Annotated in this window: 15 protein-coding genes; 9 read left to right on the top strand and 6 right to left on the bottom strand. The window is 63.6% G+C overall.

Features of this window, described 5'->3' with window-relative positions:
• Positions 1-346: 346 nt before the first annotated feature.
• Positions 347-1003 (top strand): peroxiredoxin, encoded by a 657-nt coding sequence (locus tag QCE63_RS29425; RefSeq protein WP_309838052.1) that lies wholly within the window; start codon positions 347-349, stop codon positions 1001-1003.
• A 78-nt stretch (positions 1004-1081) separates the two neighbouring features.
• Here QCE63_RS29425 and QCE63_RS29420 read toward each other — a convergent pair whose 3' ends face one another.
• Both QCE63_RS29420 and QCE63_RS29415 read right to left on the bottom strand, forming a co-directional pair.
• Positions 1082-1555, bottom strand: coding sequence for a ferritin-like domain-containing protein (locus QCE63_RS29420; RefSeq protein WP_309838051.1), 474 nt, complete (start codon positions 1553-1555; stop codon positions 1082-1084).
• Between the two features lie 230 nt (positions 1556-1785).
• Entirely contained in the window at positions 1786-2496 is a 711-nt protein-coding gene (locus QCE63_RS29415; RefSeq protein WP_309838050.1) for an FCD domain-containing protein, read from the bottom strand.
• Here QCE63_RS29415 and QCE63_RS29410 point away from each other — a divergent pair.
• The 4 genes from QCE63_RS29410 to QCE63_RS29395 all read left to right on the top strand — a co-directional run bounded on the left by QCE63_RS29410 (position 2495) and on the right by QCE63_RS29395 (position 4819).
• Positions 2495-2773: a hypothetical protein gene (locus QCE63_RS29410; RefSeq protein WP_309838049.1), complete on the top strand. Its 279-nt coding sequence runs from the start codon at positions 2495-2497 to the stop codon at positions 2771-2773. The two genes, QCE63_RS29415 and QCE63_RS29410, sit on opposite strands and share 2 nt — an antisense overlap.
• Positions 2774-2972: 199 nt before the next feature.
• A complete protein-coding gene (locus QCE63_RS29405) occupies positions 2973-3866 on the top strand; it encodes a ketopantoate reductase family protein (protein WP_309838048.1) in 894 nt (297 codons plus the stop codon).
• 91 nt (positions 3867-3957) lie between these two features.
• Positions 3958-4293: a DUF4148 domain-containing protein gene (locus QCE63_RS29400; RefSeq protein WP_309838047.1), complete on the top strand. Its 336-nt coding sequence runs from the start codon at positions 3958-3960 to the stop codon at positions 4291-4293.
• A gap of 148 nt (positions 4294-4441) precedes the next feature.
• The gene (locus tag QCE63_RS29395; protein ID WP_309838046.1) at positions 4442-4819 is read left to right on the top strand and encodes a DUF427 domain-containing protein; all 378 of its coding nucleotides are present in this window, start codon (positions 4442-4444) and stop codon (positions 4817-4819) included.
• 18 nt (positions 4820-4837) lie between these two features.
• On the opposite strand, the gene QCE63_RS29390 is transcribed toward QCE63_RS29395, so the two are convergent.
• Positions 4838-5731, bottom strand: coding sequence for a LysR family transcriptional regulator ArgP (locus tag QCE63_RS29390; protein ID WP_309838045.1), 894 nt, complete (start codon positions 5729-5731; stop codon positions 4838-4840).
• A 96-nt stretch (positions 5732-5827) separates the two neighbouring features.
• Between QCE63_RS29390 and QCE63_RS29385 the strand changes: the two genes are divergently transcribed.
• The gene (locus QCE63_RS29385; RefSeq protein WP_309838044.1) at positions 5828-6955 is read left to right on the top strand and encodes an aminotransferase class I/II-fold pyridoxal phosphate-dependent enzyme; all 1128 of its coding nucleotides are present in this window, start codon (positions 5828-5830) and stop codon (positions 6953-6955) included.
• On the opposite strand, the gene msrA is transcribed toward QCE63_RS29385, so the two are convergent.
• From msrA to msrB, 3 genes are read right to left on the bottom strand one after another with little or no spacing between them, the layout of a single operon-like run.
• Positions 6919-7629, bottom strand: a complete 711-nt coding sequence (gene msrA / locus QCE63_RS29380) for a peptide-methionine (S)-S-oxide reductase MsrA (protein WP_309838043.1) — start codon at positions 7627-7629, stop codon at positions 6919-6921. The two genes, QCE63_RS29385 and msrA, sit on opposite strands and share 37 nt — an antisense overlap.
• Positions 7630-7672: 43 nt before the next feature.
• Positions 7673-9508: a cytochrome c biogenesis protein DipZ gene (locus QCE63_RS29375; protein WP_309838042.1), complete on the bottom strand. Its 1836-nt coding sequence runs from the start codon at positions 9506-9508 to the stop codon at positions 7673-7675.
• Between the two features lie 37 nt (positions 9509-9545).
• Positions 9546-10070 carry a peptide-methionine (R)-S-oxide reductase MsrB gene (gene msrB, locus QCE63_RS29370; RefSeq protein ID WP_309838041.1) on the bottom strand — a complete coding sequence of 175 codons (525 nt, stop codon included), beginning with the start codon at positions 10068-10070 and terminating at the stop codon, positions 9546-9548.
• Positions 10071-10256: 186 nt separating this feature from the next.
• Here msrB and QCE63_RS29365 point away from each other — a divergent pair, with 186 nt between their 5' ends.
• The 3 genes from QCE63_RS29365 (at position 10257) to QCE63_RS29355 (ending at position 13773) form a co-directional block, all read left to right on the top strand.
• Positions 10257-10988, top strand: coding sequence for a response regulator transcription factor (locus tag QCE63_RS29365; protein WP_309838040.1), 732 nt, complete (start codon positions 10257-10259; stop codon positions 10986-10988).
• On the top strand, positions 10985-12523 hold the full coding sequence (locus QCE63_RS29360; protein WP_309838039.1) for a HAMP domain-containing sensor histidine kinase: 1539 nt from the start codon (positions 10985-10987) through the stop codon (positions 12521-12523). The genes QCE63_RS29365 and QCE63_RS29360 overlap by 4 nt, the downstream gene beginning before the upstream one ends.
• Before the next feature lie 551 nt (positions 12524-13074).
• On the top strand, positions 13075-13773 hold the full coding sequence (locus QCE63_RS29355) for a hypothetical protein (protein ID WP_309838038.1): 699 nt from the start codon (positions 13075-13077) through the stop codon (positions 13771-13773).
• Positions 13774-14019: the final 246 nt, after the last annotated feature.

Genomic DNA, 14019 nt, shown 5'->3' with positions numbered 1-14019 from the left:
TCCGCCTGTTCGAATGCGGGATCTTGCGCGGTCCTGCCACTTCCTCTTGCCAGCACGTCGTTCCGTAATAGCAGATATCACCGCCAAATTCGAGCGATGCTTCATCGGGATATCTCAAAAGCAGCACGAGGGCAGCAGGAAACGTGCCGCGGCGAAACGAGCGTTCGCGACGAACCGCGGTGACACAAGGCCACACGGCGTGCAAGGGCTTTGGAAGCCGGAAGCGCGTGCCCGGCGTCGCGCTCTATAATCGGCGTGACTGTTGCATTTTCAGTGTTTCAACCCGGAAACCATTCCTGCGACATGCGGAATGTTCACCGGTTCTTTCTATATGTGGAGATTAGATATGGCTATTCGCATTGGTGATGAAGCGCCCGATTTCACGGCGGAAACGACCGAAGGCACGATTCGCTTTCACGAGTGGATTGGCGACCACTGGGCGATCCTGTTCTCGCATCCGAAGGACTTCACACCGGTCTGCACCACCGAGCTTGGCTATATGGCCAAGCTCAAGCCCGAATTCGACAAGCGCAATACCAAGGTCATCGGTCTGTCCATCGACCCCGTCACGAATCACGCGCAATGGGCGAAGGATATCGAGGAAACGCAGGGCAGCGCGGTCAATTATCCGATGATCGGCGACGCGGACCTGAATGTCGCGAAGCTCTACGACATGATCCATCCGAACGCGAGCGGCGGCAGCCCGCGCACCGCCAACGACAATGCAACGATTCGCGCCGTGTTCCTGATCGGTCCGGACAAGAAGGTGAAGGCCACCTTCACCTATCCGATGAGCGCGGGCCGCAACTTCGACGAAGTGCTGCGTTTGCTCGATGCGTTGCAACTCAACGCGAAGCATACGGTGGCCACGCCGGTGAACTGGAAGCCGGGCGATGACGTGATCATTCCCACGTCGGTATCGGACGACGACGCCAAGAAGAAGTACCCGGATGGCTTCAAGACGCTGAAGCCTTATCTGCGCACGGTGGCGCAGCCGAAGTAAGGGTCGTTCGCTTCGTGTCGATGAAGCGCCGGGCCGCAGCAAGCGGCGCCGGCGCTTTTTGCTTGTGCAGCGTGGCGTTCAGCTGTGACCGGTGCGGCGCTCGGGCGCGGTATCGACTTCGCCGGGCCGGCGCAGCATCTTGTCGACTTCGCCCGCATGCAACTCTTCCACCTGGATCATCTGCCGCGCATATTCTTCCAGCGCGACCGACCGGTCTTCCACGAGCCGAAGCAACTCGCGATAGTGACCCAGCGCAACCTGCTCGGACTGGAGCGATTCACGGAGGATCGTGGTGATATCGAACGTGTGGGTATCGAGCAGCGGTCCAATGGTCAGCGACGGATACGCGCCGAGCGTGGTGATCCATTCGCCGGCCTGATGGGCATGCATCAGCGACTCGTCGGCTTGCGCGCGCAACCACGACACAATGGGAATACGGCCGAAGCCGAACACCAGAAACGAGTAATGGGTATAGCGCACGACGCCTGCGAGTTCGGATTCGAGAATCCGGTTCAGGACGCCGACGACCTGTTCCTTGACGAGTTCTGCCATTCCTGCCTCCGTGTCCTGAACATAGGTCAACGCACGAGCGCGCCGCAGGACGGACGCGCATGCATGCTCGCACGCGGGGCTTCACCTGGGGCTTCACTCATTGTAGTCACGCGAACGGCGCGTGCGAGGCGAAAGCGCCGCCCGTGACACACGGGGGCGCGCAAGATGCGCTCCCGACTTGCAGGAGCGGCTTTGCGGCAGTGCGGAAGAAAGCAGGTCAGGGCAGGATGTCAGACCAACTCTTCGGTCCACAGCGAAGCACTACGCGCGAGCACCTGGGTCATCGCCTCGCGTGCGGCATCGCTGTCATTGAGCTCGATCGCGCGCACGAGCCGGCCATATTCGCCGAGCTGGCTCTCCGGCACGCGCGGCAGCGCATGCGGCTGCGTGCGCAGCGCCGCCTTCATCGTCTTGATGCCGATGCGCACGACGCAACCCATCTGCCGCAGCAACTCGTCGCCGCTGGCATCGACGATGGCGGCCTGCAACGCATCCTCCGCCGTGGATTGCAGCGCTTCGGTCGGGCTCGTGTGCAGCAGCTTCTGGAACGCCGCGTTGATGGCAATGCGCTGATGGCGGTTCGCACGGGTCGAGGCCAGCGCTGCCGCGGGCGGATCCACCAAGGTGCGGAACTCCATGAGGCGGCGCACGAAGTCCGGATCGGGCTGGACGCGCAGACGCCATTCGGCGACCTCGGCATCCATCACGAGCCACTCGCTGACTGGCTTGATGCGCGTGCCGGTCTTGGGCCGCACATCGAGCATGCGTCGCGAGATCAGGACGCTCAGCGCTTCGCGCATGATGGTGCGGCTCACGCCGTGCTTCTTCGAAAGCAGCACTTGCGGCGGCAGGACATGGTCCTGGTATTCACCGTTCACGATGCTTGCGACGAGTTGATTCACCACGCGCTTGACGAGCGATGCTTCATAACCATGATTCATGTTTTTTGTTCTCGTGAAATCGCCCACGCTTCAAGGCTTCCGGCCGCTCATCCCCGAACGGTTGTTCCGCGCCTTTTCGAATTCCGGCAGCGTGCACCCCGCGTCCTTCGTGCGCTTTCATGCGCCCGCGACGTGCCTGCCCTGCGGCCTGCCGTGTATTGATCCCCGGGATCACTGTCGACGATGCGCTTCCGAATGCGTCCAGATTCTGGCGCTCGGCTCCGGTGCGGACGGCATCGTCAATCCACTGAAAGAAGCGTATATCCGTATGGCCTGATTTAACAATATGGTTCACCGCGAATTCGACTGACTATGGTGCGTCCGCACACAAAATTGCGGCAATACCAGACACGACGCGATTTGCTTCGACAGGCGCAAGCGTTTGCGCATTTTCGCTAGCCTTGCGTGCGGATTAGCCGCTTCGCTGTGTTACCGTGGCGAGCCAATACAACGCCATGCAACGAGGAGAAGGCGAGATGAAAGTCGCGGTGATGGGCGCGGGCGCGGTGGGTTGCTATTACGGCGGCATGCTGGCGCGCGCGGGTCACGAGGTCGTGCTGATCGCACGGCCGCGGCATGTGGAAGCGATCGAACGCGAAGGACTGCGGCTCGACACGCAGCAGTTCGACGAGCGCGTGCACGTCGCGGCCAGCACGCAGGCCAGCGCGGCGAAGGGCGCGCAACTCGTGCTCTTCTGCGTGAAGTCCACCGATACGGAAAGCGCCGCTCGCGCCCTCGCTCCGCATCTCGAACGCGACGCGTTGTTGCTCTCGCTGCAGAACGGGGTCGAGAATGCGGTGCGTCTGCGCGAGATGCTGCCGCAGGAGGCGGCGGCCGCCGTGGTGTACGTCGCGTCCGAAATGGCCGGCCCCGGACATATCCGGCATCACGGCCGTGGCGAACTCGTGATCGAGCCGTCGACTCGAAGCGAGGAAGTGGCACGCGCATTCATCGAAGCGGGTGTGCCCACCGAGATCTCTGACAACGTGCGCGGCGCACTCTGGGCCAAGCTCGTGCTGAACTGCGCTTACAACGCGCTCTCGGCAATCACGCAATTGCCCTACGGAAAGCTGGTGCAGGGCGAGGGCGTCACGCGCACGATGCGCGACGTGGTGGATGAATGTCTGGCGGTTGCGAAGGCCGAAGGCGTGACCCTCACCGGGGACGTGGATGCCGCGGTGAGCCGTATCGCCGAAACCATGCCGAACCAGTTCTCGTCCACGGCGCAGGATCTCGCGCGCAGCAAGCTCAGCGAGATCGATCACCTGAATGGTCTGATCGTGCGGCGCGGCGAGGCGCTGGGTGTGGCGACGCCGGCCAATCGCGTGCTGCATACGCTCGTCAGGCTGATTGAAAGCAAAGCGTCCTAGGGATTTCCCTGGCGGTCTGGCACGGCCGATGCTGAGTATGAAGCACGCACAGAAAAATCTCTGCGCGATGTCTACATACCGGAGGATCACCATGAAATCCTTGATCAAGGCCGTGGCCGTTGCCGCCGTTGTGGTGGCGCCGGCCCTCTCGTTCGCCCAATCCGATTCGACCGTGACGCGCGCCCAGGTAAAGCAGGACCTGCGGCAAGTAGAAGCGGCGGGCTACGATCCGTCGCAGTCGGATCAGACCACGTACCCGCAAGATATCCAGGCCGCGGAGGGCCGTGTTCAGCGCCAGAACGGCAATGCCTATAACGCCAATATGAACGCATATGGCGGTGCGCGGGCGGGTACCTCGGTGTCGGGCATGCGCTCGATGCGCCCGATGGACAACGACGGCACCAAGCCGGTTTATTTCGGGCACTGACCGGGTCGTATTTCCCCGAGTGTGGTTAGCAGGGCGAGCGCAGTCGACGAGAAGCGGCTGCGTTTTCGTCGTTTGAGCAAGCATCACGCAAGGGCGCTACCATCGACTCGTTTGCGCGCATTGGGCGCGCGTCGAGAGGCCGAGACTCATGGATAAAGCCGTAAAGATTCCTGGACCCGATCATCCGATCACCATTGAACGCAGTCCTTCGCGCGTGGTGATCAAGGCCGGCGGCCGCGTGATTGCGGACACCACCGAGGCGCTTTCGCTGCGCGAGAGTACCTATCCCGAAGTGCTCTACGTGCCGCGCAAGGACGTGGACATGACGCAACTCGAACGCACCGCGCACACGACCTATTGCCCTTACAAAGGCGAGTGCAGCTATTACAGCATCACGGCGGGTGGACAGCAATCGGCCAATGCGGTGTGGACCTACGAGACGCCCTATGAGGCGGTCGCGGCGATCAAGGAACATCTCGCGTTCTACAAGGACCGCGTGGATTCGTTCGATACGCTCGAGCGCTGAAACTCACGCAAGCGCATCTCAGTCGAGCAACAGCCTGGCATGGCGCTTCAGCACCGCGCTGAAGTCGTCCAGCCAGCCGACCGCCAGGCGCCAGCTTTGCCAATGCAGATCGACATCGAAGCGCACGCCAGGCGACATCTCCACTAATTCGCCGCTTTCCAGTTCGCGCGCAATGAGACGCCGCGGGCACATGCCCCAGGCCATGCCCGCGGTACACGCATTCACGAAGCCGGCGCCATGCGGCACGACGTGAGCAGGCGGATGAATGTCCGCGCGCGTCACGCGCCGGATGAAGCGCCGCTGTAGCTCGTCCTTGTCATTGAAGTTCACGCACGGGGCCTGACGCAAGGCCTCGCGTGTCAGACCACGCGCAAAATGCCGCGCGAAATAGGCGGGCGCGCAGACCGCGCTGTACCGCATGCGTCCGAGCTTGGTCGAACGCCAGCCGGGCACGGGCTCGGCCAGCGTCGTGACCGCGCCTTGCACGTCGCCGTCACGGATGCGTTGCGCCGTGTGATCCTGATCGTCGACGACGAGATCCAGCAGCACCTCCCGCTCGACGCAAAACTCCGCAGCCGCCGCGAGGAACCACGTGCTCATGCTGTCGTCGTTCACGGCGATGCGCAGCCGCGCACGCCGCTCGCCCGATACACCGGGCAGGGCCGGCATACGTCCGCCCAGTTCTGCTTCGAGCAACTGGACGCGTTCAGTGTGACGGCATAGCAATGCACCGGACGCGGTGGCCTCGCAAGGCTGTCCGCGCCGCACGAGCAGACTGCCGACGCGCTCTTCCAGCAGTTTCACCCGCTGCGATACCGCCGAAGGCGTGATGCTCAGCTCGCGCGCGGCGCGTTCGAACGAACCTGTGCGGACCACGGCCAGTAGCGCGTTCAGAAGGGCATAGTCGAGCATTAGCGTTCCTTGATCGGGATTAGAAAAATGAGCTTTGTGAAGGCGCATCGAACGCGCAGACTACGGCTTTCTTCGAGCCCGATCAAGCCACGCATCATGCAACCGACCCCATTCAAGCTGGAACGCTACTTCGCACAACACGAGTTCACCGCGCGCCATCTGCTGTGCAGTTCAGATCCGGAATCGATGTCGGTCGGCGAACTGCTGGACTTCGAGCCCAACGCACTCGACGGACTCCGCGACACCTGGCTCGGCTATACCGAGTATCCCGGCGCGCCCGCATTGCGCCATGAACTGGCGAAGCGGTATGAGAGCGTGAGTGCGGACCAGATCATCGTGCATACCGGCGCGCAGGAAGCCATCTATTCATTCATGAAGTCGATGCTCGCGCCCGGCGACCACGTGATCGTCCAGATGCCCGGCTACCAGTCGCATTATTCGGTGGCGGAGGCATCAGGCGTGCGGGTGTCGGCGTGGATGGCGCGCGAGACGCATGGCTGGGCGCCCGACATCGACGCACTGGAAACGCTCGTGACGCCCGCCACGCGCGCGCTCGTGATCTGCGTGCCGCACAATCCAACGGGCTATCTGCCGTCGCGCGAAGCGTTCGAGCGGATCGTCGATTTCGCCCGGCGACATGGGCTATGGCTGTTCAGCGACGAGGTGTATCGCGGGCTGGAGCACGACCCCGCCGATCGCCTGCCCGCCGCCTGCGACGTGTATGAACGCGCCGTATCGCTCGGCGCGCTTTCGAAGACGCACGGACTGGCAGGCCTTCGTCTCGGCTGGGTCGCCACACATAGCGCCGAGGTGCTCGAACGCATGAGCACGTTCAAGGACTATCTCACCATCAGCAACAGCGCGCCGAGCGAATATCTGGCGACGCTTGCCGTGCGGCACAGCGACGCGCTGCTGGCGCGCAATCTGGAGATCGTGCGCGCCAATCTCCGGCTGCTCGACGACTTCTTCCTGCGTCATGCGCGACGTGTCGAATGGCATCGGCCGCGCGCGGGGACGGTCGGCTTCGTGCGCTTGAAGCAGGGCCATGCCGCGCGCTTTTGCTCCGGACTACTCGAACGGGCCGGCGTGTTGCTGCTGCCGTCCACGCTGATCGATCATGGCGATGCACACGTGCGCCTTGGCTTCGGTCGTCGCAATCTGCCCGAGGCGCTCGCCATCCTCGCCGCCTACTTGGACGCGACCGTCACCAGCATCGCGTCCTGACGCCAGACACCCGGGAACATCTGCTTGAGGTTGCCCACCTTGGGCAGATCGTTGATCGCGATATACGGGCTTTCCGGGTGCTCCGTCAAATAGTTCTGGTGATAGCCTTCGGCGGGATAGAAGCCCTTGTAGTCCTCGACTTGCGTGACGATCTTGCCGCCATAAGCATGCGCGCGGTCGAGCTGCGCGATATACGCGGTGGCGATCTCGCGCTGCGCCGCATTCGTGGGAAACACCGCCGATCGGTATTGCGTGCCGTGGTCGGGGCCTTGATAGTCGAGTTCGGTCGGATTGTGCGCGACCGAAAAGAAGATCTGCAGCAGCTTGCCGTAGCTGACCTGCGCCGGGTCGTAGGTGATGCGCACGGATTCCGCATGACCCGTATCGCCTTCGCTAACACGCTCGTATTGCGCGGTGTTCGCCGCGCCGCCGGCATAACCGGACATCACTTCCTTGACGCCGCGGACGTGCTGGAACACACCCTGCACGCCCCAGAAACAACCGCCGGCGAACACGGCCGTCTCGCTATGCACCGCGCCGGCGGTCTCGTCGTGCGCGGGCGGCGGGATCTTCACCGCTTCCTCGCTCGAATGCGCGACGCGCTGCAACGCAAAGGCGCCCGCGAACAGCACCGCCACGCTCGCGACCTTGAAGGACTTGCTGGTTTTCAACATGGACTGCTCCTGATGACACACGCTGCATCCGCTGATGCGGGAATCAACCGAACGTGAACGCGTAAGCTTCGACGCCCGGATCGAGAAATTCGATAGTGAACGTGCGATCCGCAACCGGACCGGTCTGCCGCACGAGCTGGTACAGGCGTTGTTCCTTCACCGTACCACTGCCGTCGGCCTGGATGTCGCTGCCGTGCGATGCGCCCGGCGCCGCGCCGTCGATGCTCACGCGAAACCGCACCGGCTTGCCGTCCTTCGACGGCCCGAGCACGAGATGCAGGTCGCGCGCATGGAACCGGTAGACGATGCGCCCCGACGCGCCCTCCAGCGTGGCATGCTCCGCGCCCACCTTCCAGGCGCCGCCGAGGCCCCAGTCGTTGGTGTCGAGTGCCTTGGGTGCGGCGTAATCGTGCAGGCGGTCCGGCGTCTGTCCGCCGGGCGACATGAACTGCGCGGCCCGTTCGTAACCGATATAAGTCTCCGGTGAGCGCATGTCCGCGTTGTCGGCCTGCATCATCGCGCCCTGGCCGGTGGCGGCGTCCCGCTGCGGGGCCGCCTTCATGGCAGCGGACGGCGGCGCGCCATGTCCCGCTTCAGCGAGCAACTCCTGAATGACGTGCTCGGACTCCGCGTAATTGCCCTCGCCGAAATGGTGATAACGGATGTTGCCGTTGGCATCGACGAAGTAATGGGCCGGCCAATACTGATTGTCCAGCGCACGCCAGATCGCGTAGTTGTTGTCGATAGCCACCGGATAGTCGATGCCGAGATCGTGCGTCGCCTTCTTCACGTTGTCGATATTGCGCTCGAACGCGAACTCCGGTGCATGCACGCCGATCACCACCAGTCCCTGGTCGCGATACTTCTGCGCCCACGTCTTCAGATACGGCAGCGTGCGCAGGCAATTGATGCACGAATACGTCCATACATCGACGAGCACCACCTTGCCCCGCAGCGCTTCACGCGTCAGCGGCGGCGAATTGAGCCACTGCACCGCGCCATCCAGCGAGGGCAGCACGCCTTCTACCGGCAAGTCCGATGCCGCGGTTTTCTGCATGCCCGTGCCGGCGCGCATCATCGCTTGGGGTGCTTCGCCCGCGTCCTGTTTCTGCACGGGCGCAGGCTTTTGGGCCGACATCATCATGGCGCCATTGCCCTTGGAGAACCTGTCGACGAGCTGCTGTTCGATGCCCGCGGTGGCCACGGTCGACACTCGCGCGAGCGCGCCGGTATCGAGGCCGAGCCCGATCGCGACCACGCCGAGCAGCATGGCCGCGCCGAGCCCGCGCCGCACCCATTCGCCGGCGCCGAGCGAGCGCTTCATGGCCGCGAACACCCGTCCGCCGATCAGCAGCGCGACCGCCAGCGAGGTCGCCGCGCCGGCCGCATAGGCGAGCAGCAGCAAGGTCGTGCCAACGCTCGCGCCATGCAGCGCCGCGCCGGTCAGCACGAGGCCGAGGATCGGGCCGGCACAGGGCGCCCACAGCAGGCCCGTCGCGATGCCGAGCAGCACCGAGCCGCCGATGCCAGGCTTGCCGTCGCCATGCTCGGCGTAGGCCGTCAGACGGTTGCCCAACGTGACCAGCGGATGCATCACGCGGTCGGCGAAGCGCGGCAGCAGCAGCGTCAGGCCGAACACGGCGAGCAACGCAATGGCGGCCCAGCGGCCATACTGGTTCGCCTGCGTGACCCAGCCGCCGCCCACGGCGGCGAGCGTCGCGACGCCCGCAAATGTCAGGCCCATGCCGGCGAGCAGGGGCAGCCCGCTACGCACGAAGGACTGATCCGCCCGCGCGAACACGAAGGGAAGAACCGGCAGGATGCACGGGCTGAGAATCGTCAGCGCGCCGCCGAGATAGGCCAACACGATCAGCAACATGATGAGCTCGCGTAGAAAGGTTTTGGGTAGCAGCGCGTCAGGCGGCGCCGGGAGTGAAGGACATCGCCACGCCGTTCATGCAATAGCGCAGACCGGTGGGCTTGGGGCCGTCGTCGAACACGTGGCCCAGATGGCCGCCACAGCGCCGGCAATGCACCTCGGTGCGCAACACGCCGAACGAGCCGTCCTGACGCGTGGCGACCGCGTGGTCGAGCGGCGCCCAGAAGCTCGGCCAGCCGGTGTGGCTCTCGAACTTGGTCCGCGACGAAAACACCGCAAGCCGGCATCCGGCGCAACTGAAGGTGCCTGCGCGATGCTCGTCGTTCAGCGGGCTGGTGTAGGGGCGCTCGGTGCCCTCGCGGCGCAGCACGTCGAATTGCGCAGGGTTCAGCACGCGGCGCCATTCGTCGTCGCTATGGACGATCTCGAAGCGCTCCGGCGGCAAAGCCTGCATCGCACCCTGCGGCGGCGTGCCGGCGAGGGCGCGGAAGCGGCCCGACAGCGCGAGCACTGAGGCGGCGGCCGCGGTGCCGGTCAGAAGAAAGCGGCGGCGAGTCGGCATGGCGTGATCCTGGTCGTGGACTGGAATGGCCTCATCCTAGACGCGCGTGCATCCCCGAGTCCTCACCGAAAGTTAAATTAAATGTGATAACTTGGCCGCGCGCATTTCTGCACAATGACGGCAGGGCGCGTCTCATCGTCATGCGCCATTGCCGCTCCGCCGCTCCGCCGCCACGCACCTTTGCCCATGGACCAACCGAAACGCATTCTGATCGTCGAAGACGACATGCATATCGCCGACGTGCTGAGTCTCAACCTGCGCGACGAACGCTATGAAGTCGTGCATTCCGCCGACGGCGCCGAAGGCTTGCGGCTGCTCGAACAGGGCGGCTGGGACGCACTGATCCTGGACCTGATGCTGCCGGGCGTCGATGGCCTCGAGATCTGCCGGCGCGCACGCGCGATGACGCGCTATACGCCGATCATCATCACGAGCGCGCGGTCGAGCGAAGTGCATCGCATCCTGGGCCTCGAACTCGGCGCGGACGACTATCTCGCCAAACCTTTTTCCGTGCTGGAACTCGTGGCGCGCGTGAAGGCGCTGCTGCGTCGCGTCGATGCCGTCGCGAAGGACTCGCGGCTCGAAGCAGGGCGCATCGAGGCCGCCGGCATCGCGATGGATCCGCTCGCGCGCGAAGCCTGGGTCGATGGCGCGCGCATCGAACTCACGCCGCGCGAATTCGATCTGCTGCATCATTTCGTGCGCCATCCGGGCAAGGTGTTTTCGCGCATGGACCTGCTCAATGCCGTGTGGGGTTATCGGCATGAAGGTTATGAGCATACCGTCAACACTCACATCAACCGGCTGCGCGCAAAGGTGGAGCGCGACGCGGCCGATCCCCAGCGCATCCTCACCGTGTGGGGACACGGTTACAAGCTTGCGGTACAGAGCGCCGGCGAGCCGGGGGCCGCATCGTGAAGCTGACGCTGTCGCAACGGCTTTTTGCGGTGTTCTGCGTGCTGCTGCTGGCATGCTGCGGCGCATCGGCGTGGTTGCAGATCCGGGCAAGCGACCTGCGCGAGAAGGAAGTCATCCAGAGCCTGTCGCGTGGTCTCGCCACACACGTGGCGCGCGATGGCGCACTGGCGGACGCGAAGGATATCGACGCTCCCGCGGTGCGCCGTCTCTTCAGCCAGTTGATGGTGGTGAACCCGAGCGTCGAAGTCTATCTGCTGGACAACACGGGCCGTATCCGCGCCGACGATGCGCCGCCGGGGCATCTGAGACGCGAACGTATCGATCTCGCGCCCATCGAACGCTTCCTGAAGGGCGACGCGTTGCCCATTCTCGGCGACGATCCGCGCAGCGCCGACAAGCGCAAGGTCTTCAGTGCGGCGCCGCTGGGCGCGGCCGGGCAGCCGCCGTTCGGTTACGTGTATGTGGTGCTGCTCGGCGAACAGCACGATGCGCTAGCCGCGAAGGCGTCGGCGAGTGCGGTGCTGCGTACCACGCTTGCGTCGATGGGGCTCGTCACGCTGCTCGGGCTGGTTGCCGGCGTGGTGGCGTTCGGGCTCGTGACGCGGCCGTTGCGGCGTCTGACCGAAGCGATGCGCCGCTTCGACGCGAGCGCGGCGCCCGGCGAGCCGACGCTTGCGACGTTGCCGGCGGCGGTAACGGCAGACAAGCGCGGTGCACGCGAAGACGAACGCGACGAGATCGTCGTGCTGGAAAGCGCGTTCGCGCAAATGGCGGCGCGCATCGGCGAGCAATGGCGCGAGCTGGGACGGCAGGATCGCGAACGCCGCGAGATGGTCGCGAATATCTCGCATGACCTGCGCACGCCGCTCGCGTCGCTGCATGGCTATCTGGAAACGCTGACGCTCAAATCGGAATCGCTTGCCGCCGCCGAGCGCCGCCGTTATTTGTCCATCGCACTGGCGCAAAGCACGAAGGTCGGTCATCTCGCGCAGTCGCTGTTTGAACTGGCGCGGCTCGAACACGGCATGGTCGCGCTCGAACGTGAAGTCTTTTCGCTGCCGGATCTCTTGCAGGACGTGTTCGAAAAGTTCGAGTTGCCCGCTCAGTCGCGCGGCGTGCAACTGAATGCGCACCTCGCGCCGCGCGTCCCCAGCGTCATGGGCGATCTCGGCATGATCGAACGGGTGCTTACGAATCTGCTCGACAACGCGATCCGTCACACGCCGCCGCAAGGCGCGGTAGACGTTACAGTCGGCCACGCGGATGAGACGAGCGGACGCGTCTGCATCACGGTCAGCGACACCGGACCGGGCATTCCCCCCACCATGCGCGATGCGCTGTTCCAGCGGCCATTCACGTCGGGCGGAACGCATCGGGGCGGTCTGGGCCTGCTGATCGTGCAACGCATGCTGCAACTCAATGACAGCCAGATCCGGCTGATCGACACCGGTCCACACGGGACCACGTTTCGCTTCGATCTGCCTGCGGCCAGCGCGCGCATGCGGGAAGACGCGGCACCCGCGCGGCCGGCATAAAAAAAACCCGGCATGTGACTGCCGGGCTGAATGGGATGGTCGTCACCTCGCTTGCAGCGCCGTTGGGATGCGCATGAAGCGGTGCCCGGTCGGACCATCCGCGTGGACGTGCTGCTCAGACGTGTTGCGCGGCTTGCTTCTCTCGATGAACCGAGACGACTGCTTGCTTGCCCCACAAGAGACGTTTTAGTCTTCTCGCCTTAAACCAGTCTTAAAAAATGCATGGACGGCGCATTGCATTTTCCGGCTTACGCTTTTAAGGCCCGTGGTGTAGTGGACAACGTGAATGGCATTCGAGGTGGCATGTCGCTCTTGACGATGAGTCAATAGGGGAAGCGTGCGTCGCCATGCGGAAAACTCTCCTTGGTTTCCCGCTGTATGTTTGCTAGCATGTAAGCGAGTTGCAGGACGCGGACCGCAGCCCCGCATGCCACACAACAGCGGTCACACAACAGCGTCCATGGAAAGTTCTCCATCCCAGGCTGGGTTCCAGCGCGCAGCGTCGCTCTGCGCAAAGCATGTTTCGCATCGTCGATCGTTCGCTTTAACTATTGCTTGAACTGTTTCTGGTTCGGAAAGCCGGTGGTAAAAAGCGGCGCATATCTTATCGGCGCATCACGAGCCGCATAGCGGGCGACGCTTACGTTCAAGCATCACCGGCATTACACAACACGCTACACATCAGCACGGCTTCTTGGCGATATGCGCAAAGCAGGGCTCGCTTGGATGTCGAATGTCGCGCGTATCTCCTGACGTTGCAGGTGATTTCCAGGCAGTCGGTCATCGTCATTGCAGTTCCGGATGAGGGTGGAGTTGTCGCACGCATACGATCCGCTCAACCAGCGGGAGGAAACGTGGAAACGGAACTCAGTCAACGGCTCGCGAAAACTTTATGGCGTTGTGCAGCGCACGGACACGTGCTGCCTTATCAGCGCTTTCATGCGCTTTGCGAACGAAGCATTCCGCTGGCGCAACGCTATGCGGCGCTCGAATCGGCCATCAAGACTTTGGGCGACGTGCGCGAGATCGACTATGGCGTGTTGATGGCGCTGGACAGCGGCTTGCCCGGCGCGGAGTTCTTTCAGCGCTACTTGCGCCATCGTCACAGCGAATACGTACAGTTGATGGGCGACCCGAAATATCATCGGCAAACGCTCGCGCACAAGCGCACGCTCGTGGCCGGTGAACGAGACCGGGTGTATGCGCATGCACGCCTCATCGGCGAAGAGCGGGGGCGGCAAGCGGCCTGAGCCGCGTGTGACATTCGCCTGGGCGCAAGCCCCATGCTTCAATGCAGATCGTGTTTGACAGCCCGTTGATCAAGGCGCCCATATGCCGCTTGCGCGACGCGAGCGGTGATGCATTCCTTCATCCTTTCGCGTATCCGCGGATGCCCTTATCGGGCCCTCAGTTTCGTTCAGTGTTTACCATGATTTCACAAGCCGATGTCATGATGACGCTCGCGGTTGTCCCATACCTCCCGCCATGGATTGCCT

Origin of the sequence: Caballeronia sp. LZ065, from assembly GCF_031450975.1 — a bacterium.
In the GTDB taxonomy this organism is placed as follows: domain Bacteria; phylum Pseudomonadota; class Gammaproteobacteria; order Burkholderiales; family Burkholderiaceae; genus Caballeronia.
This window is presented reverse-complemented; position numbering and strand designations above follow the sequence as displayed.